The sequence below is a fragment of the Gemmobacter sp. genome (assembly GCF_016792925.1).
GTDB lineage: Bacteria > Pseudomonadota > Alphaproteobacteria > Rhodobacterales > Rhodobacteraceae > Gemmobacter.
Genome location: NZ_JAEULU010000136.1, coordinates 1 through 22,469 on the forward strand (window position 1 = coordinate 1; position 22,469 = coordinate 22,469).

22 protein-coding genes are annotated in these 22,469 nt (G+C 67.1%); 10 read left to right on the forward strand and 12 right to left on the reverse strand.

Annotated elements, in window-relative coordinates:
* Nucleotides 1-505 precede the first annotated feature (505 nt).
* The gene (gene lepA / locus JNN06_RS06775) at nucleotides 506-2,305 is read left to right on the forward strand and encodes a translation elongation factor 4 (RefSeq protein ID WP_291238835.1); all 1,800 of its coding nucleotides are present in this window, start codon (nucleotides 506-508) and stop codon (nucleotides 2,303-2,305) included.
* A 265-nt stretch (nucleotides 2,306-2,570) separates the two neighbouring features.
* On the opposite strand, the gene JNN06_RS06780 is transcribed toward lepA, so the two are convergent.
* The 4 genes from JNN06_RS06780 to JNN06_RS06795 all read right to left on the reverse strand — a co-directional run bounded on the left by JNN06_RS06780 (nucleotide 2,571) and on the right by JNN06_RS06795 (nucleotide 5,499).
* Entirely contained in the window at nucleotides 2,571-3,536 is a 966-nt protein-coding gene (locus JNN06_RS06780; protein ID WP_291238836.1) for a threonine/serine dehydratase, read from the reverse strand.
* Nucleotides 3,529-4,359 carry an alpha/beta hydrolase gene (locus tag JNN06_RS06785; protein WP_291238837.1) on the reverse strand — a complete coding sequence of 277 codons (831 nt, stop codon included), beginning with the start codon at nucleotides 4,357-4,359 and terminating at the stop codon, nucleotides 3,529-3,531. Before JNN06_RS06785 ends, JNN06_RS06780 begins: the two co-directional genes overlap by 8 nt.
* Nucleotides 4,356-5,030, reverse strand: a complete 675-nt coding sequence (locus JNN06_RS06790; RefSeq protein WP_291238838.1) for a haloacid dehalogenase type II — start codon at nucleotides 5,028-5,030, stop codon at nucleotides 4,356-4,358. Before JNN06_RS06790 ends, JNN06_RS06785 begins: the two co-directional genes overlap by 4 nt.
* A gap of 157 nt (nucleotides 5,031-5,187) precedes the next feature.
* Nucleotides 5,188-5,499 carry an ETC complex I subunit gene (locus JNN06_RS06795; RefSeq protein WP_291238839.1) on the reverse strand — a complete coding sequence of 104 codons (312 nt, stop codon included), beginning with the start codon at nucleotides 5,497-5,499 and terminating at the stop codon, nucleotides 5,188-5,190.
* 146 nt (nucleotides 5,500-5,645) lie between these two features.
* Here JNN06_RS06795 and JNN06_RS06800 point away from each other — a divergent pair, with 146 nt between their 5' ends.
* Complete coding sequence (locus JNN06_RS06800; protein ID WP_291238840.1) at nucleotides 5,646-5,969, forward strand: hypothetical protein; 324 nt, start codon at nucleotides 5,646-5,648, stop codon at nucleotides 5,967-5,969.
* Here JNN06_RS06800 and JNN06_RS06805 read toward each other — a convergent pair.
* Nucleotides 5,944-6,132, reverse strand: a complete 189-nt coding sequence (locus tag JNN06_RS06805) for a hypothetical protein (RefSeq protein ID WP_291238841.1) — start codon at nucleotides 6,130-6,132, stop codon at nucleotides 5,944-5,946. The two genes, JNN06_RS06800 and JNN06_RS06805, sit on opposite strands and share 26 nt — an antisense overlap.
* 48 nt (nucleotides 6,133-6,180) lie before the next feature.
* Here JNN06_RS06805 and JNN06_RS06810 point away from each other — a divergent pair, with 48 nt between their 5' ends.
* Nucleotides 6,181-6,498, forward strand: coding sequence for an antibiotic biosynthesis monooxygenase family protein (locus JNN06_RS06810; RefSeq protein ID WP_291238842.1), 318 nt, complete (start codon nucleotides 6,181-6,183; stop codon nucleotides 6,496-6,498).
* Between the two features lie 58 nt (nucleotides 6,499-6,556).
* Here JNN06_RS06810 and JNN06_RS06815 read toward each other — a convergent pair whose 3' ends face one another.
* The gene (locus JNN06_RS06815; RefSeq protein WP_291238843.1) at nucleotides 6,557-7,429 is read right to left on the reverse strand and encodes a LysR family transcriptional regulator ArgP; all 873 of its coding nucleotides are present in this window, start codon (nucleotides 7,427-7,429) and stop codon (nucleotides 6,557-6,559) included.
* Nucleotides 7,430-7,528: 99 nt separating this feature from the next.
* Between JNN06_RS06815 and JNN06_RS06820 the strand changes: the two genes are divergently transcribed.
* The 4 genes from JNN06_RS06820 to JNN06_RS06835 all read left to right on the forward strand — a co-directional run bounded on the left by JNN06_RS06820 (nucleotide 7,529) and on the right by JNN06_RS06835 (nucleotide 14,315).
* The gene (locus JNN06_RS06820; RefSeq protein ID WP_291238844.1) at nucleotides 7,529-8,134 is read left to right on the forward strand and encodes a LysE/ArgO family amino acid transporter; all 606 of its coding nucleotides are present in this window, start codon (nucleotides 7,529-7,531) and stop codon (nucleotides 8,132-8,134) included.
* Nucleotides 8,135-8,247: 113 nt separating this feature from the next.
* Nucleotides 8,248-9,108: a DMT family transporter gene (locus JNN06_RS06825; protein WP_291238856.1), complete on the forward strand. Its 861-nt coding sequence runs from the start codon at nucleotides 8,248-8,250 to the stop codon at nucleotides 9,106-9,108.
* Nucleotides 9,109-9,246: 138 nt separating this feature from the next.
* The gene (locus tag JNN06_RS06830; protein ID WP_291238845.1) at nucleotides 9,247-10,551 is read left to right on the forward strand and encodes a UDP-glucose/GDP-mannose dehydrogenase family protein; all 1,305 of its coding nucleotides are present in this window, start codon (nucleotides 9,247-9,249) and stop codon (nucleotides 10,549-10,551) included.
* Between the two features lie 221 nt (nucleotides 10,552-10,772).
* A complete protein-coding gene (locus JNN06_RS06835) occupies nucleotides 10,773-14,315 on the forward strand; it encodes a hypothetical protein (protein ID WP_291238846.1) in 3,543 nt (1,180 codons plus the stop codon).
* Between the two features lie 40 nt (nucleotides 14,316-14,355).
* Here the strand turns inward: JNN06_RS06835 and JNN06_RS06840 are convergent, their stop codons facing one another.
* The 6 genes from JNN06_RS06840 to gatC all read right to left on the reverse strand — a co-directional run bounded on the left by JNN06_RS06840 (nucleotide 14,356) and on the right by gatC (nucleotide 20,492).
* Entirely contained in the window at nucleotides 14,356-16,353 is a 1,998-nt protein-coding gene (locus JNN06_RS06840; RefSeq protein ID WP_291238847.1) for a M10 family metallopeptidase, read from the reverse strand.
* Nucleotides 16,354-16,444: 91 nt separating this feature from the next.
* Entirely contained in the window at nucleotides 16,445-17,248 is an 804-nt protein-coding gene (locus tag JNN06_RS06845) for an alpha/beta hydrolase (protein WP_291238848.1), read from the reverse strand.
* Nucleotides 17,249-17,257: 9 nt separating this feature from the next.
* Nucleotides 17,258-17,941, reverse strand: coding sequence for an N-acetylmuramoyl-L-alanine amidase (locus JNN06_RS06850; protein ID WP_291238849.1), 684 nt, complete (start codon nucleotides 17,939-17,941; stop codon nucleotides 17,258-17,260).
* Nucleotides 17,942-18,655, reverse strand: a complete 714-nt coding sequence (locus tag JNN06_RS06855) for a hypothetical protein (protein ID WP_291238850.1) — start codon at nucleotides 18,653-18,655, stop codon at nucleotides 17,942-17,944.
* Between the two features lie 71 nt (nucleotides 18,656-18,726).
* Complete coding sequence (gene gatA / locus JNN06_RS06860; protein ID WP_291238851.1) at nucleotides 18,727-20,208, reverse strand: Asp-tRNA(Asn)/Glu-tRNA(Gln) amidotransferase subunit GatA; 1,482 nt, start codon at nucleotides 20,206-20,208, stop codon at nucleotides 18,727-18,729.
* Complete coding sequence (gatC, locus tag JNN06_RS06865; protein ID WP_291238852.1) at nucleotides 20,205-20,492, reverse strand: Asp-tRNA(Asn)/Glu-tRNA(Gln) amidotransferase subunit GatC; 288 nt, start codon at nucleotides 20,490-20,492, stop codon at nucleotides 20,205-20,207. Before gatC ends, gatA begins: the two co-directional genes overlap by 4 nt.
* Before the next feature lie 193 nt (nucleotides 20,493-20,685).
* On the opposite strand from gatC, the gene JNN06_RS06870 reads away from it, so the two are divergent.
* From JNN06_RS06870 to JNN06_RS06880, 3 genes are all read left to right on the forward strand, one after another.
* Nucleotides 20,686-21,135 carry a MarR family transcriptional regulator gene (locus JNN06_RS06870; RefSeq protein ID WP_291238853.1) on the forward strand — a complete coding sequence of 150 codons (450 nt, stop codon included), beginning with the start codon at nucleotides 20,686-20,688 and terminating at the stop codon, nucleotides 21,133-21,135.
* Nucleotides 21,136-21,195: 60 nt separating this feature from the next.
* Nucleotides 21,196-21,594 carry a hypothetical protein gene (locus JNN06_RS06875; protein ID WP_291238854.1) on the forward strand — a complete coding sequence of 133 codons (399 nt, stop codon included), beginning with the start codon at nucleotides 21,196-21,198 and terminating at the stop codon, nucleotides 21,592-21,594.
* Between the two features lie 114 nt (nucleotides 21,595-21,708).
* On the forward strand, nucleotides 21,709-22,401 hold the full coding sequence (locus JNN06_RS06880; protein ID WP_291238855.1) for a metal-dependent hydrolase: 693 nt from the start codon (nucleotides 21,709-21,711) through the stop codon (nucleotides 22,399-22,401).
* The last annotated feature ends 68 nt before the right edge of the window (nucleotides 22,402-22,469 follow it).

Genomic DNA, 22,469 nt, shown 5'->3' on the forward strand with positions numbered 1-22,469 from the left:
CGCGCGTGACCGCCAAGGTCGACAAGCCGCTGGTCGGCTCCAACCTGCGCTTGCGTGACGTTGGTTGCGGGCGTGGCGTCGATGCGCGGCACATTCCCGATCCAAAGCCAGTTGACCGTGCTGGTCGGCATGGCAAATCCCCCAATGGTTACGCCGCTGGCAGGCGGCAGGGGCATCAGGCAGATACGCGCCCCATGACAGTGGCATGGGCCAGAGCGGCGCCGCTGTCAAATTGAGGCAAATTTGCGGCAAATCCGCGTTTACATTAAGGTCGCGCGGCAAGCGGTTGATTTTCTGGCGGATTCTCGCTGTATCTCCTTTGGAAACAATGACTTGTGAGTGTTTCGGTCCAAAATTCCCCCTCGCCGTGGCGGATTTGCCGCCGCTTTGGGCAGCAGGCGGGGCATCAGGTGGGGACGCTCGGGCGGGCTGTCGGGCGGGCCGTCGCGCGAGGGTGCGCAACTCCCCCTTCCCGGCAGGGCGTTTTGAAGCTATACGCGCGGCCATGACCCAGCTTGATCGCATCCGCAACTTCTCCATCGTGGCCCATATCGACCACGGCAAATCCACCCTCGCCGACCGTCTGATCCAGATGACGGGCACGGTGGCTGCGCGCGACATGAAGGCGCAGATGCTGGACTCGATGGATATCGAGCGCGAGCGGGGCATCACCATCAAGGCCAACACGGTGCGGATCGAATATCCGGCCAAGGATGGCCAGACCTATATCCTGAACCTGATCGACACGCCCGGCCACGTGGACTTTGCCTATGAAGTGTCGCGCAGCATGCGCGCCGTGGAAGGCTCGCTGCTGGTCGTGGATGCGAGCCAGGGCGTCGAGGCGCAGACCCTCGCGAATGTCTATCAGGCGATTGATGCCGGGCATGACATCGTGCCGGTCCTGAACAAGATCGACCTGCCCGCCGCTGACCCCGACCGGGTGAAGGAAAACATCGAGGATGTGATCGGCATTGATGCCAGCGATGCGATCCCGATCTCGGCCAAGACCGGCCTTGGCATCCCGGATGTGCTGGAGGCCATCGTGCAGCGCCTGCCCGCGCCGAAGGGCGACCGCGACGCGCCCTTGAAGGCCATGCTGGTGGATAGCTGGTATGACGCCTATCTGGGCGTGGTGGTCATGATCCGCGTGGTGGATGGCGTGATCAAGAAGGGCGACCGGGTCAAGATGATGCAGACGGGTGCCATTTATGGCATCGACAAGCTGGCCGTCTTGAAGCCGCAGATGGTGGATATTGCCGAACTGGGGCCGGGCGAGATTGGCGTGCTGACCGCCTCGATCAAGCAGGTGCGCGACACCCGCGTGGGCGATACCATCACCCATGAGCGCAAGCCCTGCGACGCGCCGCTGCCGGGCTTCAAGCCCGCGCAGCCGGTGGTGTTCTGCGGCTTGTTCCCGGTGGATGCCAATGATTTCGAGGCCTTGCGCGATGCGATCGAAAAGCTGGCGCTGAATGACGCGAGTTTCTCCTATGAGATGGAGACCTCGGCCGCGCTTGGCTTTGGCTTCCGCATGGGGTTCCTCGGGCTGTTGCATCTGGAAGTTGTGCGCGACCGGCTGGAGCGGGAATATGATCTGGACCTGATCACCACCGCGCCGTCGGTGGTGTTCAAGCTGCATATGAAGGATGGCGAGGTGCGCGACCTGCACAACCCCGCCGATATGCCCGATCTGACCTATGTCGACCATATCGAGGAGCCGCGGATCAAGGCCACGATCATGGTCCCGGATGAATATCTGGGCGATATTCTCAAGCTGTGTCAGGACCGCCGGGGCATTCAGCTGAACCTGACCTATGCGGGCACCCGCGCCATGGTGGAATATGACCTGCCGCTGGCCGAGGTGGTGTTCGATTTCTACGACCGGCTGAAATCGGTCACCAAGGGCTATGCCTCGTTTGATTACCAGATCAGCGAATATCGCGAGGATAACCTCGTGAAGATGTCGATTCTGGTGAATGACGAGCCGGTGGATGCGCTGTCGATCATGGTCCACCGCGACCGGGCCGAGGCGCGGGGCCGGGTGATGGTGGAAAAGCTCAAGGAGCTGATCCCGCGCCACATGTTCAAGATCCCGATCCAGGCGGCGGTGGGGGCGCGGGTGATCGCGCGCGAGACGCTGAGCGCGATGCGCAAGGACGTGACCGCCAAGTGCTATGGCGGCGACGCCACCCGGAAGAAGAAGCTGCTGGAGAAGCAGAAAGAGGGCAAGAAGAAGATGCGCCAGTTCGGGAAGGTGGAAATCCCGCAAAGCGCGTTTATTTCGGCGCTCAAGATGGACAGCTGAAGGAAAAGCCGGGGGAGACCCCGGCTTTTTTCATGGGGGCGGGGGCGCCAGCCGGGCCGGATCAGAAAACGCATCGCGTTTTCCCGGCCCTGTGGGAACATCTGCGCCAGACCGGATCAGCCGAATTGACAGAGGCCCGCGCCCGCCCGGTGGGCGCAAAGCGCCCGCCGCCCGGAGGGCGGGCGCTGGCCGGTGGCTTTGGGCCACCGGCCCAAACTCGCCCACGTTTCCACATGACCTCGGCGATGGCCTCGGCCATTGCGGCCTATGCCAGTGCCCGCTGAAACAATGCCGTCTCCACATTGCCGCCCGATCCGATGCAGATCACATCCTCGCCCGCGATCTCGTCGGGGCGGAACAGGGCGGCGGCGAGGGCCACGGCGCCGCCGGGTTCCAGCACCACTTTCAGCCGCGCCAAGGCCAGCGCCATGGCCTGCAAGGCCTCGGCATCGCTGACCACCAGCCCCGGCCCGGCCAGCCGCCGCAGCACCGGGAAGGTAAGGCCACCCGGCGCGGGCGTCAGGATCGCGTCGCAGAGCGAGCCGGTGGCGGCCGCATTGCGCCGCACCTCGCCCGCGGCAAGGCTGCGGGCGGTGTCGTCAAAGCCCTCCGGCTCGCAGGGGCGCACGCGCAGGCCGGGCGCGCGGGCCTCCAGCGCCAGCGCCACCCCGGCGGTCAGCCCGCCACCGCCGCAGGGCACCAGCACATCCGCCTGCGAAATGCCCAGCTCGGCCAGCTGTGCCGCGATTTCCAGCCCGCATGTGCCCTGACCGGCGATCACCTGATGATCGTCGAAGGGCTTGATCAGCGTGAGGCCGCGCGTCTCGGCCAGCCTTGCGCCGATGGCATCGCGATTGTCGCGCGCGCGGTCATACAGCACCACCTCGGCGCCATAAGCCCTTGTATTCTCGATCTTGATGGCGGGCGCATCGGCGGGCATCACGATGACGCAGGGCGCGCCATGCCGCGCGGCGGCCAGCGCCACGCCCTGCGCGTGATTGCCCGAGGAATAGGCGATCACCCCCTTGGCGCGCTGCGCGGGCGACAGCGCCGACAGGGCGGACCAGCCACCGCGAAACTTGAACGAGCCGGTATGTTGCAGGCATTCCGCCTTGAGCCAGACCCGGCGGCCCGCGATCTCGTTGAGGAAGGAAGACCCCAGCAGCGGCGTGCGCAGGGCATGGCCGCTGAGCCGGGCGGCGGCGGCCTCGATGGCGGTGATGTCAGGCATGAAGCGCCTCCAGCCAGCGGCGCAGCGCGGCCACGGCCTCCGGCTCGTCAAGGAAGGGGATATGGGCGCGGTCGGGCACCTCGGCGGTGATCATGTCGGGGCGGCGGCGCTGCATCTCGGCCGTGGTGGCGGGCGACCGCAGGTCGGAAGTGGCGCCCCGGATCAGCGCCAGCGGCAGGCCCGCCAGCGCATCGAACCGCGGCCAGGCGTCGAATTCGGGGCCGTCAAAGGCGGCAATGAAGGCCTCGCGCAGGGCCGGGTCATAGGTGATGTGCAGCCCGCGCGGGCCGGAGGTGTAGTGCTTTTCGGCCTCCTCCAGCCAGCGGGAGGCGGGCACATTGGCAAAGCCGGTCATCACGGCGGGTAGGGCGGCGGCCAGCGCGGCATGGGTTTTCGCCGCCGGATTGCGGCCCAGATAATCGAAGATTCGGGAAAGCCCGTCCCGCTCAATCACCGGGCCGATGTCATTCAGCGCCACGCCCAGCAGGCGGTCCTTGGCCAGCGCCGCCAGCAGCATGGCGATCAGCCCGCCGCGCGAGGTGCCCAGCAGGGCCGCCTTTTGCACGCCCAGATGGTCCAGCAGCTCCAGCGCGTCGCGGCCCTCTTGCGGCACGGTGTAGGTGGCGGCGCCGGTCCACTGGCTGTTGCCGCGCCCGCGATAATCCATGCGGATCAAGCGGATGGGGGGCAGATGCGGGATCAGGTAATTGAAATCCGCCATGGTGCGGGTGAGGCCGGAGAGGCACAGAAGCGGCAGGCCCTCCCCCTCATCCCGATAGGCGAGGCGGGTGCCATCGGAGGCGGTGAAGAACTGGGGTGTCATGGCAGAAGGTCCGGCAGGGAGGAGAGATCGGGCAGGATATGGGCGGGGCGATGCGGCAGGCGGTCGACCGGCAGGCCAGCGCGGTTCACCCAGACCGTGCGAAACCCAAAGGCCCCGGCCCCCGCAATATCCCAGCCGTTTGACGAGACGAACAGCACCTGTTCGGGTGCCACGGCAAAACGCTCCATCACCAGATCATAGACGCGCGGGGCGGGTTTGTAGATGCCCACCGCCTCGGCCGAGATCAGCGCGTCGAAGGCGCCCGAAAGGCCGGCGCTGGCCACGGCCTTTTCGATCATCGCGGGGTTGGCATTGGTGAGGATGGCGCGATGGATGCGCGCCTCGGCCAGCCGGGCCAGCAGGGGCGGGGCCTCGGGGAAGGCGGGCAGGGTCTGGAACAGCTCCAGCAGCAGGCGGCGCAGCGCGATGTCGTCGATGCCCTGCGCCTCCAGCGCCCAATCCAGCGCATCGGCGGCGAGGCGGTCAAAGGGCTGATACAGCCCCATCAGGCTGCGCTGCCAGCTATATTCCAGATGTTTGCGCCGCCAATCGGCCGAGAGGCGCGGCCAGCATTCGGCCAGAACCGGGTGATGCGCGGCGGCGGCGCGGGCGGCGGCATCCACGTCAAAAAGGGTGCCATAGGCATCGAACACCACGGTCTTGATGGTCATCGCATGGCTCCCCGCTTCGGCTTCGGTCCGGGCAGGGTGGCACAGCCGCAAGGGAGATAGAACCCCGGAAACGCAGGGTCGGGTTCGGCGCGGGGGCTGTGAAAAAGGCGCCCCGAGGGGCGCCCTGACCCGGATCGCGCCGCGACCCTGTCTCTGCTCAGTGCGTCCAGGCGCCCTTGCGCGAGGGGGCGAAGTTTTCGCCATAGCCCAGCGGGCGGATATTGGGCTTGCGGCTGTTCGGGGCGACCACTTCGGCCTCGATCCCGTGGGCGCGGGCGTAATCTTCCGCGGCTTCGCGGCTGTCGAAGCGCAGTTTCACCTGGGTCGTGGTGTCGGTGGTCGAGGTCCAGCCCATCAGCGGGTCAACCTCGCGTGCCGAGGCGGGGGCGAATTCCAGCACCCAGCCCTTGGTCTTGGCCGTGCCCGATTGCATGGCGTTGCGGGCGGGCTGATAGATACGGGCGCGCATGGCCTGAACCTCCGGTTGCTGGCAAATCTGCCTTCTTATTTGCGAATTTGCCGGGCGAGGCAAGGGGGCGCGCGGCGCCGGGCCGGGGTTTCTTGCGGCATTTGCTGCTTAACCGATCTTTAAGCCTTTCGCGCGAGGGTGAGGACATGACCCGATTCTCGCAGCTTCTCCTCTGTCTTGTTCTGGCCGTGGCCCTGGCGGCTTGTGGCGCGCAGCCTGCCCCTTTGATGCTGGGCGGCGCGCGGCACGAAACCACCATCGAGGGCCGGGACTATGTGCTGTATAAAAAGGCCAATCAGGTGGAGGTGATCCGCCTGGGCTGGGCCGACCCGGGGGAGCATCGGGAGATTCGCGCCACCATGATCGAGCTGGTGCCCTGGCTGACCGGCTGTGATGTCGTACCCTCGACCGTGCAGGGCGACAGCGGCGAAATGCGCGCCCGCGTCACCTGTCCGAAGGGCCGACGATGAGGAGCATGTAGCCCGCATAGGCGCCAGCGGCGGCAAAAAGGATGCCCCAGCCCGGTGAACCGCCGATAAACTCGACCCCGGCCCAGCCCAGCGGCAGCAAGGTTGTCAACCAGCGGATGACGGGCCTTGCGAAGAACGGGTGGTCCGGGTCGAGGAAGCGCATGATTTTCCGCCGTTTCTGTGCCAGTCTGACTGGCAGGGAGGACTGACCATGCCAGAGATCACCGCCAGTTTTCAAGGCCAGACCGTCATCACCACCTTCGAGGTGACGCCCGGCACCGCGCATGACCTGATGGAGGCGCTGGAAGAGGCCTATGCCAGCTTCATCCGCCATCAGCCGGGCTTTCTGGGGGCGGGCCTGCATATGAATGATGCGCGCACGCGGATCGCCAATTACTCGCAATGGCAGCGGCGCGAGGATTATCAGGCCATGCTGCGCAGCCCCGAGATGCGCGAGCGCAACCGGATGATCGGGCAATTGTCGCGCAGCTTCGAGCCGGTGATGTATGAGGTGCAGGCCGTGTTCTGATGGCGGTGAGCGGTGCGAGGGAGAGGCGCGAATTTTCGCCGAAAATTCGGAGGCGCGCTTAGGGCTTGCCTTGCAGCAAGACCCCGGAGGCTGCCCGGCGCAAGGCACGGGTGAGCGCCGAAAGGGCGGGCGCGGTACGGCGGGCGAATTGCCAATGCAAGGCCACATCCAGCGGCGTGCCGGGCAAGATCTCGACCAGCGCCCCGCTGGCCAGATGGCCGGCCACCAGCGGCAGCGGGTTCATGCCCCAGCCCAAGCCCACCAGCGCGGCATCGACAAAGCCCTGCGATGAGGCCAGCCGATGCGTGGGAAAGGCCAGGCCCGGCCCGAATTGCGCCTTGAGCCAGGCACCTTGCAGGCGGTCCTTGTCGGAAAAGGTCAGGGCGGGGGCGCGGCGCAGGCCGCTTCGATCCGCCCCTCGCGGCAGCCAGCGCGCCATATAGCCGGGGCTGGCCGTTGCCAGATAACGCAAGCGGCCCAAGGGCAGCGTGTCGCAGCCCTGCAACGGGCCGGGATGTGAGGTGATGGCCCCGGCCACCTCGCCCCGGCGCAGCCAGTCCTGGCTGACATCCTGATCGTCGATCACCATGTCGAACAGCATGTCCGGCACCTCGGCCAGCGCCGGGATCACCCAGGTCGCCAGACTGTCGGCATTCACCGCGATGCGCAGCGTGGCGGGCTGCGGGTCGGGCAGGGGGAGCGCGGCCTCCAGCAGCATCACCTCGTCAAAATGCTGGATCAGGCGCTGCCCGGTCTCTGTCGCCTGGCAGGGCGTGCCGCGATGCACCAGCAAGGCGCCGATCCGGTCCTCCAGCGCCTTGACCCGTTGTGACACCGCCGAGGGTGTAAGGCCGAGCTGCGCGGCGGCCAGATCAAAGCTGCCGCGGCGATGCACCGCCGCGAGGGCCTCCAGTTGCGGATAGTCCAGCATCAGTTTTGCTTCATCTGGCTGAAAAACTTTAACTGGATTGATCCGCCTCCGCGCCGCTATGTCAAGCCCGCAGTCGCCCATATCCAAGGAGAAGCGCAAATGTTCGAAGCAGCCCTGTCCGGCTATCTGGTGGCGCTCAGCCTGATTGCGGCGATTGGCGCGCAGAATGCCTTTGTGCTGCGGCAGGGGCTGCGCCGCGAACATGTGGGTGTCGTGGTGGCGATCTGCGCGGCCTCGGATGCGGCGCTGATCGCGGCGGGGGTGGGCGGCTTTGGCGCCATCGCGCAGGCGGCGCCGTGGTTTGGCGAGGCGATGCGCTGGCTGGGGGTGGCCTTCCTGACCGTTTATGGCGCCTTGCGGTTTCGCGCGGCGGCCAAGGGGGGCGAGGCGCTGGTGCCCGCCGAGAGCGCGCCGGTGCCCCTGCGGCGCATCGTGGCGATGTGCCTGCTGTTCACCTGGGCCAATCCGCATGTCTATCTGGATACGGTGGTGCTGATCGGGTCGATCTCGGCGCAATATGCACCGCATGGCCTCGTCTTCGGCATCGCCGCCGCCTGTGCCTCGCTGAGCTTCTTTGCGGCGCTTGGCTATGGCGCGCGGCTGCTCGCGCCGGTCTTCGCCAAACCCCGCGCCTGGGTGGTGCTGGAGATCGTGGTGGGCCTGACCATGTGGGCGCTGGCGGCTGGGCTGGCCTTCGGGGGCTGAGCGCCCGGCGGAGTTGTATGGGTGACAAAACGGCGCTTGCGCCCGCCCGCGCGCCGGGTTTGGCTGGCGGCATGGATGCGCAAGTGACGAGGCCCGTGCAGGGCGTGATGTGGATGCTGGCCTCGGGCGGCAGTTTCGTGGCGGTCAACGGGCTGGTGCGGGCCCTGGGCACCGATCTGCCCGCAGCGCAGGGGGCCTTTATCCGCTTTGGCTTTGGGGTGCTGTTCCTGCTGCCCACGCTGCTGCCGATGCTGGGCAAGCCGCTGCCGCCCGGCACCTTGCGGCTGTTCGGCTTGCGCGGGCTGGTGCATATGGCGGCGGTGATCTGCTGGTTTTACGCCATGGCGCGGCTGCCGGTGGCCGAGGTGACGGCGATCGGCTACCTCAATCCCATTCTCGTGACGCTGGGGGCGGCGCTGTTTTTCGGAGAACAACTGGCTTTGCGGCGGCTTCTGGCGGTGGGGGTGGCGATTTGTGGCGCGTTGATCGTGCTGCGCCCCGGTCTGCGCGAGCTGAGCCTGGGGCATCTGTCGCAGATGGGGGCCGCGTTTTTCTTTGCCGGGTCTTACCTTTTTGCCAAGCGGCTGAGCGGGCAGGTTTCGGCGGCGGTCATTGTGGCGATGATGAGCCTGACGGTCACGCTGGGCCTTGCGCCGCTGGCGCTGTGGGTCTGGGTGCCGGTGACCGCGACGCAGCTGGGCGCGCTGGCGCTGGTGGCGCTGTTTGCCACTTCGGGCCATTATTGCATGACGCGGGCCTTTGCGGTGGCGCCGATGACGGTGACGCAGCCGGTCACCTTTCTGCAACTGCTTTGGGCCTCCCTGCTGGGCGCGCTGGTCTTTGGCGAGCCGGTGGATGGCTTTGTGCTGCTGGGCGGCGCGGTGATCATCGCGGCGATCAGCTATATCACCTTCCGCGAGGCGCTGTTGAAGCGGCGCGGGGTGACGCCTTCGGTCAATGAGGCCAAGCTGTGACTGTTGCCGCATCATCAACAAAGCCTTAATCTTGCCGGGATTTCGCGGTAAACCCGTGACAGAACGCGGCCTGCCACGGCAGGGCGCATAACCATCAAGGGCAAGGCGCGGCCTTCGGGCGGCGGAACGGGCAGGCAGATGAAGATTGCGATGATCGGGACGGGCTATGTCGGGCTGGTCTCGGGGGTGTGTTTCTCGGATTTCGGGCATGAGGTTGTCTGCGTCGATAAAGACCCGGCGAAGGTCGAGAAGCTGCGCGCGGGCGCGGTGCCGATCTATGAGCCGGGGCTGGAGGCCCTGATGGCGCGCAATGTGGCGGCCGGGCGGCTGTCTTTCACGCTGGATCTGGCCGAGGCGGTCAAGGGCGCCGAGGCGGTGTTCATCGCCGTCGGCACGCCCACGCGGCGCGGCGATGGCCATGCCGATCTGCGCTATGTCATGGCGGCGGCAGAGGAAATCGGGGCGGCGCTAGAGGATTATGCGGTCATCGTGACCAAAAGCACCGTGCCGGTGGGCACCAATCGCAAAGTGGCCGAGGCGGTGGCGCGCACGGCGGGGGACAAGGCCTTTGACGTGGCCTCGAACCCGGAATTTCTGCGCGAGGGGGCGGCGATCGACGATTTCATGCGCCCCGACCGGGTGGTGATCGGGGTGGAAAGCGCACGGGCGCAGAAGGTGATGGCCGATCTCTATCGCCCGCTGTCGCTGCGCGATTTCCCGGTGGTCTATACCAATCTGGAATCGGCCGAGATGATCAAATATGCGGCCAATGCCTTTCTGGCGACCAAGATCACCTTCATCAACGAGATCGCCGCGCTGTGCGAGCGCGTGGGGGCGGATGTGAAGGCGGTGAGCAAGGGCATCGGGATGGATGGCCGGATCGGGCCGAAATTCCTGCATGCGGGCCCCGGCTATGGTGGCAGTTGTTTCCCCAAGGATACCAAGGCTTTGGCCCGGATCGGACAGGAACATGCCGTGCCGATGCAGATCACCGAGACCGTGATCCGGGTGAATGAGGAGATCAAGCATCGCATGATCGCCAAGATCGAGGATCAGCTGGACGGGGTGTTGCGCGACAAGACCATCGCGGTCTTCGGCGTCACCTTCAAACCCGATACCGATGACATGCGCGACGCGCCCGCGCTGACCATCGTGCCCGCGCTGGTGGGGGCGGGGGCCAGGGTGCGGGTTGTCGATCCGCAGGGGCGGCATGAGGGCGAGGCGCTGTTGCCCGGTGTCAAATGGGTGGAAAGCGCCTATGGCGCGGCGCAGGGCGCCGATCTGGTGGTGGTTTTGACCGAATGGAACGAGTTCCGCGCGCTGGATCTGGGCAAGCTGGCCCGCAAGATGGCGCATCCGCGCATGGCCGATCTGCGCAATGTCTATGCGCGCGAGGAAGTGCTGGAGGCGGGATTCGTCAGCTATGAGGGGGTGGGGCGTTAAGCCCCTCGGTCACGGCCTCCAAAGCCGGTCGGACGACAACGGGGGGGCCATGGCCCCCCTTTTTGCGTCTTAACCCTCTGGCAACGGAGGTTTCAAAAGTATTGACGCCAAAGGCCACAATCTTGCCCCAGCAATGACCGGCCCTGCCTTGGTCTGTTAAGGGCCGGAAAAGCAAGCTGCCCCATCCTGAACCCGGGTGAATAAATCGGGTGGATGGTCGGGTGGGCCAGTTCAGCAATCTGGGCGTGTTTCGCGCTGCGGCATCGCAGATGCTTGCCGGGATCACGGATATTGTGACGCGGGTGGTGGAAGGGCAGATCCAGCTGTTCACCACCACGCGCGCCGGGGGCGGGCTGTTGGCGCTGGAGCTGACCGGCTCGGGTCTTGTGCTGATCGACCAGCAGGGGCTGGCCGCAGGCAGCGCGCTGTCGGCGCCCTCACTGCTGTCGGTGGCCTCGGTGGGCGGGCAGGAGCGGCTGGTCTGGACCGGCGGCTGGGGCAATCGCATGGGCGGCTGGCGGCTGGAGGACAGCGGCGCCATCGCCACCGATTTCGCGTTCGTGCAAGGCCCGGTGGGCATCGTCACGGCGCAGACCTTCGTGGCGCGCGGCGGCATCAGCTATGCGGTGGTGGCGGCGCAGGGCAGCGGCGCGCTGGAGGTCTGGCGGCTGAATGCCAACGGGCGGCTGGTGGCGGTCGATCAGGCGCCGATGGCCGGGGCGGGCAGTCAGACGGTGGATGTGCGGGCACTGGCAACGCTGGATCTGGGCGGGCAAAGCCTCGTGCTGTCGCTATCGACCGCCGAGGAGGCGCTGCGCCTCTGGCGGCTGCGCGACGATGGCACGCTGGAGGCACAGGCGAGCCTTGGCGCCACGGCGGGGCTGGGCCTTGCCACGCCCTCGGCGCTGGAGCTGGTGCAGGGCTATGGCCGGGCCTGGGCGGTGGTGGCGGGCAGCGGCTCCTCCTCGATCTCGGTGGTGGAGGTGACGGCGGCGGGCGATCTGCGGCTGGCCGATCACATCATCGACACGCTGGACACAAGGTTCCAGTCGGTGCAGGCGCTGGCCACGGTGCAGATGGGCGACCGGGTGTTCATCTTTGCGGGCGGGGCGGATGCGGGCATCTCGGCCTTCATGATGCTGCCCGACGGGCGGCTGATCGCGGCGGGGCAGCTGCTGGCCGGGCCGGATATGGCGCTGGATGACATCACCGCGCTGGAGGCGGTGGTGGTGGGCAACAAGGTGGAGCTGGTGGTGGCGGGCGAGGGGGCCGGGCTGATCCGGCTGCGCTTCGATCCCGGCACGCTGGCGGCGCAGCAGCGCGGCAGCACCGGCGATGACACGCTGACCGGCGGGGCGCAGGGCGATCTGCTTTGGGGTCATGGCGGCAATGACCGGCTTTCCGGCGGCGATGGCGCCGATGTGCTGGTGGATGGCGCGGGCAGCGATGATCTGCGCGGCGGCGACGGGGCGGATGTCTTTGTGCTGAGCCGCGACGGCGCCGCCGACATCATCCGCGATTTCGACCCCTCGGAGGACCGGCTGGACCTTTCGGCCTGGGGACGGATCTATTCGGTCGAGGTCTTGCCCATGGCCGAGCGGCGCGGCGCGGTGGTGATCCGCTGGGGCGAGGAGGTGCTGACGGTCTATTCGGCGGATGGGCGCGATTTTTCCTCGGATGTCTTCACCTCGTCGCAGCTTTTCGGCCTGTGGCATGTGGTGGAGCCTGCGGTGGTGGCCGGGCGCAGCCTGCGCGGCACCAGCGCGCGCGAGACGCTGACCGGCGGCGGCGGCGATGACACGCTGATTGCGGTGGGCGGGGGCGATCTCTTCGTGGGCGGCAACGGGCGCGATCTGGTGGATTTCGGCGAGGCGACGGCCGGCGTGGTGGCGAACCTGTCGCCGGATGGCGGTCATCCCTCGGGCAGCTCGGCCGGGGATCGGCTGGAGGGGATCGAAAACCTGTCCGGCAGCCGGTTCGCCGATGTGCTGACCGGCAGTGCCGGTGACAACCGGCTTCAGGGCGGGGGCGGGGCCGACCGGCTGGAGGGCGGCGCGGGCAATGACCGGCTGGAGGGCGGCGCCGAGAATGATGTGCTGAGTGGCGGGAGCGGGGCCGACAGGATCGAGGGTGGCGCGGGGATCGACTGGGCCAGCTGGAGCAGTTCCTCCAGCGCGGTGGATGTGGATCTTGGCCGCGCCAGCCAGCTGGGCGGCGATGCGGCAGGCGACCGGCTGGCCGGGATCGAGGCGCTGCTGGGCAGCCGCCACCATGACCGCCTGGCCGGGGACAGCGCCGCCAACAGCCTGCGCGGCGCGGCGGGGGATGACCTGATCCTGGGCAGCGAAGGCCATGACCTGCTGGAGGGCGACGAGGGCAATGACACGCTTTCGGGCGGCAATCACAATGACACGCTGATCGGCGGCTCCGGCAGCGATTGGGCGCTGTATGACGGGCGCGCGGCGGTGCGGGTCGATCTGTCGCTGACCACGGCACAGAACACGCTGGGCCGGGGCAGCGATCTGCTGGCGGGGATCGAGAACCTGAAGGGCGGCTGGGGCAATGACACGCTCAGCGGCAACGGGCTGGCCAATATCCTGCAAGGCGATACCGGCACCGACCTGCTGTTCGGGGGCCGTGGCACTGACCGTCTGGAGGGCGGCGGACAGAATGACCGGCTCTATGGCGGGCTGGATCACGACCGGCTGATGGGGGGCAGCGGCAATGACCTGCTGTTCGGCGGTGACGGCAATGACACGCTGCTGTGGGAGGCGGGCAATGACCGCCATGACGGCGGCGCCGGGATCGACCTGTTGCTGGCGACGGGCGATGTGGCGCTGCGGCTCAATCTGGGCACCACGGCGGCGCAGCAGACCGGCCAGGGCCAGGACAGCTTCACCTCGGTGGAGAATGTCATGGCCGGCACCGCCGCCGATACGATCCTGGGCAGTCTGGCCGACAACAGCTTCTGGGGCATGGAGGGCCATGACCAACTGCGCGGCGCTTCGGGTGATGACAGGCTGTATGGTGGTGCTGGCAATGACAGGCTGTGGGGCGGCAAAGGTCAGGACTCGCTCTATGGCGGTGCGGGAAATGACCGGCTGTCGGGTGGGAAATCGGCAGACCGGTTGCTGGGCGGCAGCGGCGCGGACTGGCTGCATGGCGGACTTTCCGATGATGTGCTGCGGGGGGGCAAGGGCGTTGACGTGGCCAGCTATATCGGAGGCGCTGCGGTGCGGGTGTCGCTGACGCGGCATGTGGCGCAGGATACCGGGCAGGGGCGCGACCTGCTGCTGGGCATCGAGGGGCTGGAGGGCAGCGGGCGGGGTGATCACCTGTCGGGCAATCGCGGGGATAACTGGCTGTCGGGCCGGGCCGGGAAAGACCGGCTTTCCGGGCTTGCGGGCCGCGACACCCTGATGGGGGGCAGCGGCGCGGACATCGTGTCGGGTGGCAGCGGCAATGATTGGCTGTCAGGGGGCGCGGGGCGCGACCGGCTGACCGGCGGGCGCGGCGCCGATGATTTCGTCTATAGCAGCGGGCGCGACGTGATCACCGATTTCAACGCCGGGCAGGGGGATCGGCTGGTGCTGAACAGCGAGGTGCTGCGCATCGTGCGCGGCCTCTCGGCGCGCGAGATCGTGGAGGATTGGGGCGAGGTGGGGCGCGATGGCGTGCGGCTGGATTTCGGGCGCGGTCGCGTGGTGATCGTCGACGGGATCGACCGGCTGGCCGATCTGCATCATGTGATCGAGGTGATCTGACCCCCGCGCCCGGCATTCACCCGGCGCGGGGGCAACTGGTTCAGAAGCTGAAAATATCGTCGCCGAGCATGTTCAGCCGGTTCACGCCGCGCAGGATCAGCGTGGCGCCATTGTCAAAGGCAAAGACCGCATCGCCGCCGACGATGCTGCCGAAATCGAGGATGCGTGCCGCCGACAATGCGCCGCCGCCCCACAGATCGCGGTCGAAGGCGATCCGGTCGATGTCGTCGGTGAAATCCAGCACCACATCGCGGCCCGCGGCAAAGCGGAAGGTGTCGGCGCCGCTGCCGCCCCGCATCCGGTCATTGCCGGTGCCGCCATTCAGCGCATCGTTTCCGGCGGCGCCGGAAAGCGTGTCACTGCCGCCCGCCCCGGACAGGCTGTTGGCCCCGGCACTGCCGGTGAAGGTATCGCCGCGATTGCCGCCGATCAGGTTCTCGATCCTGTCGAAACTGTCGGGGCCGATGCCGGTGGCCTGCTGCCCGCTGCGGCCGAGGTTGACGGTCACCGCGCGGTCGCCGCCAAAGATCACCGTGTCGCGGCCCGTGCCGCCCAGGAACACATCGGCGCCTTCGCCCCCGATCAGCGAATCATTGCCATTGCCGCCGCGCAGCGTGTCATCCCCCGCGCCGCCGTTCAGCCGGTTGGCCGCGCCATTGCCGACGATCACGTCGCGCCCCCGACCCCCGATGGCATTCTCGATCACGGTGTCGCGCGCGATGTTCATGTTCAGATCATAGCCGCCGACCGAGGACAGGGTGTTCTCGGTCAGGTAGATCCGCTGGCCCGCCCGCACGGTCGAGAAATCCAGCGTGTCGCGGCCGCCGGTGTCAAACACGGTGAACACCATGTTGGTGTCCAGCCAATAGCGGTCGCCGGGATTTTCGCCGTCGAACATGGCGCCGAACATGGTGCCCAGATAACCGCTGACATTGCTGTTCGCGCCGTAGACGGTGTTCCCCGCCCGGGTCGTGACATTGTCGCCATAGAGGTTCTGGATCGCCACGATGTCCGCCGGCATCAGCGTCGCCAGAATGCCCCAGTCGCCCTGGTAATTCGGGTTGGTCTCATCCGCGCTGCCCTCCTGGAAGAAGTAGGACATGATGCTGAACAGCACGCTGTCCTCGGCATAATGGGCGTCGCGATCCCAGACGGCATTGCCGTTGTAATTGCCCGCATGGCCCAGGCCGAGCGCATGGCCGATCTCGTGCATATAGGTCTGGAACCAATAGGCATTCAGCGAAACCGGATTGCTGTCCCATTCGGCGGCAATGTTGATATGAGAGCTGAGGATGGTATCGCCCGAGAGTTCCGAGGTGGCATAGGCGCCATCGGGGTCGCTGTTGTCAAAGGTCAGATCGGCGCCGCCCCCGTTCGCGCCATCGCGCACGGTCAGCTCGTAATCAGAGCCTTGGCCGTCATAGCTGCTGGCGACCAGATAATAGGTGCCGCTGCGCCCGGCAGTATAGGTCAGCTGGCTGTCCAGCCCGTTCGCATCGTCATTCGAGGCGACCAGATTGCCGAAGGCGTCATAGACCTCCAGATAGGGGTCATGCACCTCATTGCTGCCGATGCCCGCCAGCGCCATGGTATAGGTCTCGCCGGCCTGCAGCCGGACGCGCACGACATCGACATCCTCCGAGGTGCCAAGCGCGCCGCGGAAGGCCTGCCCGACCTGCATGCTGGTCGTGGTGGTTTCATCGTTACCGGCATCGCCCTGCTCGCGCACCACGGTCAGGTCGTCCCCGCCATCGAAGGGCACAAAGCGAATGCCCGACACATCGGTCCAGGCTTGCAGCGCGGTGCGGGCCACGAATTGCTCGTCGCTGGACAGGGCGCTGACATCATAGGTCAGCGTGCGGTCCGCCCCGAGGTCGAAGGCGCGGTTCGATTGGAAGGTGCTATTCCAATAGCCGTCGGTCAGCTGATCGGCGATCTGGTCCAGCGTGTAATTGGGCAAGCCGCCCGTGGCATTGACATGCTGATCCGAAATCGAGCCGGAACTGCCGGGGTTGAGCGCGGCGCACAGAGTACACATGAGGGTCAATCCGTCATAAGGGATGCGATTTTTCCGGTCGGGCCGGGTTTATGCCACCAGATTAGGCAGAATTGTCCAAGGGCGCAAATGTTCATTCCGCCGTGGCGGCGGCGCCCAGCGTGACCTTGCCCACCAGATCCGAGGCCGGATCGGCCAGCGCGTCGATCACGTTGAAATGGTGCAGGCCGGGCGCCACGGTCCAGCCGCAGCCCCAGCGTTCCGCCAGCAGGCGCGCCTGCCACAGAAAGGCCGGGCGCTCTTGCCCGCCGACGACGACATGGGCCGAGACGCCGCTGTGCCGCGCCAGCCGGGCCGGGCTTTCCAGCGCGCATTCGGGCGCATCCAGCCGCAGATCGGCCTGCATGCCGGTCTGCATCAGCGGCGCCAGCTCGGCCAGCGGCGAGATCGGCACCACCCGCGCCAGCCCTGGCAGCGCCATGTCGGCGCAGCCCATCCGGGCTGCCAGATGCCCGCCCGCCGAATGGCCGGTGACCACCATGGGCAGGCCGGGCAGCAGGCTGGCGGCATGGCGGCAGGCCTGCGCGATCTGCGCCGTCATCGCAGAAATCCGCGCCTCGGGCGCCAGGCTGTAGGAGGGCATCGCCACCGCCCAGCCCCGCGCCAGCGGCCCGGCGGCCAGATGCGACCACTCTTCGCGCCCGAAGGCCAGCCAATAGCCGCCATGCACAAAGACCACGAGGCCAAGCGGCGCGCCCTCGGGCAGAAACAGGTCCAGCGCCGCGCGCGGTGCGGGGCCATAGCGCAGGTTCAACCGCGCGCGGGGGCCAAGGGCGGTGCGAAAGCCCGCAGCCTCGGCCTGCCAGCGCGGCACGAAGGCCTCCGCGCCGGGGATATAGGCGCCATTGGCGTAATCGTCGGAAAGGTCGGGCTGCATCGGCGGGCCTCAGATTTGCGGGCGGTCCACCGGGAAACGCGCCGCCAGATCGGCGATCAGCGCGGCATCGGTGGCATCCAGCGGGCCGCGCGCCCAGGGGCGAAAGCGCAGGCGAAACGCCGCCAGCAGCAGATCGGGCGCGACATCGGGAAAGCCGAAGGCCTTGGCATCCTTGACAAAATCACCGGGTTCGCAGCCCGTGCCGGGCCAGACCGACAGGCCCCGCCGCGCCAGCCGCTGCCAATCAAAGCGCGGGCCGGGATCGGCTTTGCGCGCAGGCGCCATGTCGCTATGGCCGATCACCCGTTCGGGCGGAATCTGCCAGCGATGCAGAAGATCGGCCAGCAGGGTTTCCAGCGCGGCCATCTGCGCCTCCGGAAAGGGGGCGTGGCCCGGATTGTCCAGCTCCACCCCGATCGAGCGCGAGTTCACATCCCGACACTGGCCCCATTGGCCCGCACCGGCATGCCAGGCCCGCAGCTCCTCGGGCACCAGCGCCGTCACCGCGCCGCTGGCGCTGATCAGGTAATGCGCCGAAACCTCGGCCTCCGGGTCGCACAGCCGCGCCTCGGCCTCGGCACAGCCGGGCATGGCGGTGTAATGGATCACCACCAGATCAGGCAGCGCGCCATGGCGGCGCGGCCCGAAATTCGGCGATGGCCAGCCTGGCAGGGTTTGGCCCGGCTGCGCCACTCAGCGCACCGCGTTGCGGAAGGGGGTCGGGTCCCAGCCGCAGGCAAAGCCGTCGCCATCGGGGTCCAGCCCCTTGCGGTCTTTCTCTGGCCCGCCCGCATCCAGGAAGGCGGCCTGCGCCTTGTCGGCGGAGCCGTAGCTTTGGCAGACCTTGGCCGGGTCGCGCAATTGCAGCGAGGAGCGGTCATAGACCTGCTGCCCCAAGGGGTTGGTGGTCGAAAGCGCGTATTGCACCAGATTTGGGCCTTCGCCCGCACGGGTCGGCAATTGATTGACCGGCACGGCCGGGCCGGGGGCGGGGGTGGCAGGCGCTGCGGCCACAGGCGCGGCAGCGGGCATCGCCGGCGTTGCAGGCAGGGCCGAAAGCGGTGCGCCCGCCGCCGGGGGGATGGCTGCCGGGCTTGCGCCGCCCGAAGCGGCGTTGATCGCCGCCCCGATGCGGTCGGTCGAGAAGCCGGTGGCCGGAGCCGCCGCCGCAGGGGCGCTGCCCAAAGGTGCGGCACCAATCGCCCCGCCCGAAACGCCGCCGCCCATGATGGGCTGCGCGCCCTGCGCCACCACGGGCGCCCCGGTCGTCAGCGCCGCCTCGCGCTGCGCATTATACTGATCGTAATCGCCAAAGCCCACGCCGGCGCCGGATTCGGGCACCGTCGGCCCACAGGCCACCAGCGCCAGCGGCGCCAAAAACAGCATGGAAACAGCGGTATAGCGCATGGAACGCGACCCTCCGAACAAGGAAGCGGCCCCGCTGAGGGGCCGGTTCAGCTTTCAGCTTCCGGTGGCCCTTACCACCATTTCGACGGCTTGGAAACAAAGCCCGCAGCCCGTTCCAGCACATAGGCGTGATTGAGCAGCTCGCCCTCTTCCCAGGGCTTGCCGATCAGTTGCAGGCCCAGCGGCAGCCCGTCGGGGTCAAGCCCGACCGGCACCGAGACCCCGGGCAGGCCCGCAAGGTTCAGCGTGACGGTGAAAACGTCGTTCAGATACATTTCGACCGGGTTGGCGCTGTGCATCTCGCCCAAACCGAAGGCCGGGGTGGGCGTGGTCGGCGCCAGAATGGCGTCGACACCCGCCGCGAAGGCCTGCTCGAAGTCGCGCTTGATCAGCGCCCGCACCTTGCGCGCGCGGTTGTAATAGGCGTCGTAAAACCCCGCCGACAGCACATAGGTGCCGATCATCACGCGGCGCTGCACCTCGGCGCCAAAGCCCTCGGCGCGGGTTTTCTCGTACATTTCGGTGATGCCATCGCCCGCTGACAGCTTGGCCCGGTGGCCATAGCGCACGCCATCATAGCGCGCGAGGTTGCTGGAGGCCTCGGCCGGGGCAATGACGTAATAGGCCGGAAGGGCATATTTTGCGTGCGGCAGCGAGACTTCCACAATCTCTGCGCCTGCCTCGCGCAGCATTTCGGCGCCCTTGTCCCAGATCTTCTGGATCTCGGGGCGCAGGCCGGGCAGGCGGTATTCCTTGGGAATGCCGATCTTCTTGCCGCGAATATCGCCGGTCAGCGCGGCCTCGAAATCCGGCACGGGCAGATCGGCGCTGGTGGAATCCTTGGGGTCATGGCCCGCCATGGCGCTCAGAAGGATTGCGGCGTCGCGCACCGATTTGGTCATCGGCCCGGCCTGATCGAGGCTGGAGGCATAGGCGATGATGCCCCAGCGACTGACGCGGCCATAGGTCGGCTTGATGCCGACGATGCCGCAGAAGGCCGCCGGTTGGCGGATCGAGCCGCCGGTATCGGTGCCGGTGGCGGCGATGCACAGATCGCCCGCGACCGCCGAGGCCGAGCCGCCGGAGGAGCCGCCGGGCGTCAGCTCGCGGTCATCGACGCGCCAGGGGTTTACCGCCGGGCCATAGCAAGAGCTTTCGTTGGACGAGCCCATGGCGAATTCGTCCATGTTCAGCTTGCCCAGCATCACCGCGCCCGCATCGAACAGTTTCGAGGTCACGGTGCTTTCATATTCGGGTTTGAACCCGGCGAGGATGTTCGAGGCCGCCTGCGAGGGCACGCCCTTGGTGCAGAACAAGTCCTTGATCCCCAAGGGAATCCCGCACAGATCGGGTGCATCGCCTGCCTTGAGGCGGGCATCTGCCGCGCGGGCCTGTTCCAGCGCGATCTCGGGCGTCTTGTGGACATAGGCCCCCAGGGCATCGCCCGCATCCATCGCGGTGAGGCAGGCCATGGTCAGATCGGTCGCGGTCAGCTCGCCCTTGCGCAGCGCGTCGCGGGCGGCGGAGAGGGTCAGTTCGTTTGCGTTGCTCATTCCACCACCTTCGGCACGGCAAAGAAGCCCTCGCGGGCATCGGGGGCGTTTTTCAGCACCTTGTCCTGAATATCGCCCTCGGTGACCACATCGCTGCGGCGCTTCAGGCGCATCGGCGTGACCGAGGTCATCGGCTCGATGCCGGTCACGTCGACCTCGTTCAACTGTTCCATGAAGCCGAGAATATTGGACAATTCGCCCGCCAGCGCGGCAAGATCGCCATCATCCACCTGGATGCGGGCGAGCTTTGCCACCCGCCGCGCGGTTTCGACATCAATCGACATGGGTGAGGCCCCCTTTGACAGTTTGCCCCCGTTTAGCCGGGCCGGGCCAAGCGTGCAAGGCTTGGGGAAAGTGTAAGCGGCTGTACGCTTTCGGCGGAAAATCGGGTCAAACTGTCACGGGCTGTACGCTTAGATGTTTGTTGACATGGAAACAACATCGAATATGCTTCCATGGAAACAAAAGGGGCAACATATGGTTTCCGGGTTGACCGATCATCTGGGCTTCTGGCTGCGGCAGGTGTCGAACCAGGTCTCGGGCCGGTTTGCCCGGGCGCTGGAGGCGGAGGGGGTGAGCGTGGTGGAATGGGTGCTGCTGCGCGACATTTACGACGCCGGGTTGCCGGTGCCGCAGGTGCGGCTGGCCGAGCGCATGGGGCTGACGCGGGGGGCGATCACCAAACTGGCGGATCGGCTGGTGGCGCGCGGGCTGATCCTGCGGCAGGGCGATGCGCTGGATGGCCGGGTGCAGGGGGTGGCGTTGACCCGGGCGGGCGAGGCGCTGGTGCCCGCGCTGGCGGCGCTGGCCGATACGAATGACGCCGCCTGTTTCGCGGCGCTCACGGCGGAGGAGCAGGCCAGTTTGCGGGCGCTGTTGCAAAAGCTGGCCGAGGCGCAGGGCCTGACCCGGTTGCCGGTCGGGTGAGCGGGGGCGAGGGCGCGTGCAAGGCACGCCACCTGAGGGAACTTGGAGACGGGGGTGATGATGGATGAGCGGCAAAGGGCGGTGGCTCTGGAGTGTTTCGAGGGGGCCGGCGATGGTCGGCTGAGCTTTCCGCAAGTTCTGGGCCGATTGGCCGAAGCGGGCTTTGAGGGCTATGTGGTGGATTTCCGCCGGGGCGAGAGCGGGTATTTTCTGCCCTCGGGTGCGGAGGCGCGGTTTGCGGGCCATCGGCCCGATGTGGCCGCAGCATTTGACGCCACGGCGCTGAAGGCGGCCATTCTGGAGGCGCAGACCGGGGCAGAGGGCTATAGCTATGCGGGCTTTTGCGCTAAGGCGGGGGCGGCGGGCTGTGCGCTCTATCTTGTGTCGCTGCCGGGGCGGCGCGTGGTCTATGTCGGGCGGAGCGGCGAAACCCATACCGAACATTTCCCGCCGGGGTGAGGGCTGGTCTTTCACAGCGCCCGGGTTAGAGTTCGGGGGCCGGGTGACAGTTGGAGGCCGGGTTACAGTTGGAAGGCCGGGCGAGAGCTGCGGCAAACAGCAGGGAGTCTGTCCATGAACATCATCTGGCTTGGCCATTCCGGGTTCCGCATCGAGATCGGGGCGGCGGTGCTGCTGATCGACCCCTGGCTGGACGGGAACCCGATGTTCCCCGAGGCGCGGCGGGCAGAAGCCCTGGCGGGGGCGACCCATGTGCTGTTGACGCATGGGCATGGTGATCACACCGGCTCGGCGCTGTCGATCGCCAAGGAATTGGGCATTCCGCTGGTCGGCAGTTACGATCTGGTCACCTTTTGGCAGGAAGATGCCGGGGTGCAGGGCATCGGCTTCAACAAGGGCGGCACGGTGGATCTGGCGGGGGTGAAGGTGACGATGGTGAATGCCTGCCATTCGTCGTCGATCCCCGGGCAGCAGGGGCCGGTTTATGCAGGCGGCGAGGCGGGGTTCATGATCGCGGGGGAGGGCCGGGTGATCTATGTCTCGGGCGATACCGACATCATGGCGGATATGGGCTGGATGGGCGAGTATCACCGGCCCGATATTGGCATTCTGTCGGCGGGCGGCCATTACACGATGGATATGGCGCGGGCAGCCTGGGCGGCGCGGAAATACTTTGATTTCAAGGTGGTGATCCCCTGCCACTACCGCACTTTCCCGGTGCTGGCGCAGGATGCGCAGCTGCTGATCGAGGGATTGCCGGGGGTGCTGGTGATCGAGCAGCAGGTGAGGGCGGGGATTGTGCTGTAGGCTTTGCGTGCTAGGGGCGGGGGGGGTGACATGGCCGAGGCCATTGCCGAGGTCATGCGGCGTCGTTT

What these genes read in the sequence shown, in the direction of transcription:
- lepA (WP_291238835.1), top strand. Translation starts at nt 506, where the DNA reads ATGACCCAGCTTGATCGCATCCGCAACTTCTCCATCGTGGCCCATATC.
- JNN06_RS06780 (WP_291238836.1), bottom strand. Translation starts at nt 3,536, where the DNA reads ATGCCTGACATCACCGCCATCGAGGCCGCCGCCGCCCGGCTCAGCGGC.
- JNN06_RS06785 (WP_291238837.1), bottom strand. Translation starts at nt 4,359, where the DNA reads ATGACACCCCAGTTCTTCACCGCCTCCGATGGCACCCGCCTCGCCTAT.
- JNN06_RS06790 (WP_291238838.1), bottom strand. Translation starts at nt 5,030, where the DNA reads ATGACCATCAAGACCGTGGTGTTCGATGCCTATGGCACCCTTTTTGAC.
- JNN06_RS06795 (WP_291238839.1), bottom strand. Translation starts at nt 5,499, where the DNA reads ATGCGCGCCCGTATCTATCAGCCCGCCCGCAACGCCATGCAATCGGGC.
- JNN06_RS06800 (WP_291238840.1), top strand. Translation starts at nt 5,646, where the DNA reads ATGACCCGATTCTCGCAGCTTCTCCTCTGTCTTGTTCTGGCCGTGGCC.
- JNN06_RS06805 (WP_291238841.1), bottom strand. Translation starts at nt 6,132, where the DNA reads ATGCGCTTCCTCGACCCGGACCACCCGTTCTTCGCAAGGCCCGTCATC.
- JNN06_RS06810 (WP_291238842.1), top strand. Translation starts at nt 6,181, where the DNA reads ATGCCAGAGATCACCGCCAGTTTTCAAGGCCAGACCGTCATCACCACC.
- JNN06_RS06815 (WP_291238843.1), bottom strand. Translation starts at nt 7,429, where the DNA reads ATGCTGGACTATCCGCAACTGGAGGCCCTCGCGGCGGTGCATCGCCGC.
- JNN06_RS06820 (WP_291238844.1), top strand. Translation starts at nt 7,529, where the DNA reads ATGTTCGAAGCAGCCCTGTCCGGCTATCTGGTGGCGCTCAGCCTGATT.
- JNN06_RS06825 (WP_291238856.1), top strand. Translation starts at nt 8,248, where the DNA reads ATGCTGGCCTCGGGCGGCAGTTTCGTGGCGGTCAACGGGCTGGTGCGG.
- JNN06_RS06830 (WP_291238845.1), top strand. Translation starts at nt 9,247, where the DNA reads ATGAAGATTGCGATGATCGGGACGGGCTATGTCGGGCTGGTCTCGGGG.
- JNN06_RS06840 (WP_291238847.1), bottom strand. Translation starts at nt 16,353, where the DNA reads ATGTGTACTCTGTGCGCCGCGCTCAACCCCGGCAGTTCCGGCTCGATT.
- JNN06_RS06845 (WP_291238848.1), bottom strand. Translation starts at nt 17,248, where the DNA reads ATGCAGCCCGACCTTTCCGACGATTACGCCAATGGCGCCTATATCCCC.
- JNN06_RS06855 (WP_291238850.1), bottom strand. Translation starts at nt 18,655, where the DNA reads ATGCGCTATACCGCTGTTTCCATGCTGTTTTTGGCGCCGCTGGCGCTG.
- gatA (WP_291238851.1), bottom strand. Translation starts at nt 20,208, where the DNA reads ATGAGCAACGCAAACGAACTGACCCTCTCCGCCGCCCGCGACGCGCTG.
- gatC (WP_291238852.1), bottom strand. Translation starts at nt 20,492, where the DNA reads ATGTCGATTGATGTCGAAACCGCGCGGCGGGTGGCAAAGCTCGCCCGC.
- JNN06_RS06870 (WP_291238853.1), top strand. Translation starts at nt 20,686, where the DNA reads ATGGTTTCCGGGTTGACCGATCATCTGGGCTTCTGGCTGCGGCAGGTG.
- JNN06_RS06875 (WP_291238854.1), top strand. Translation starts at nt 21,196, where the DNA reads ATGGATGAGCGGCAAAGGGCGGTGGCTCTGGAGTGTTTCGAGGGGGCC.
- JNN06_RS06880 (WP_291238855.1), top strand. Translation starts at nt 21,709, where the DNA reads ATGAACATCATCTGGCTTGGCCATTCCGGGTTCCGCATCGAGATCGGG.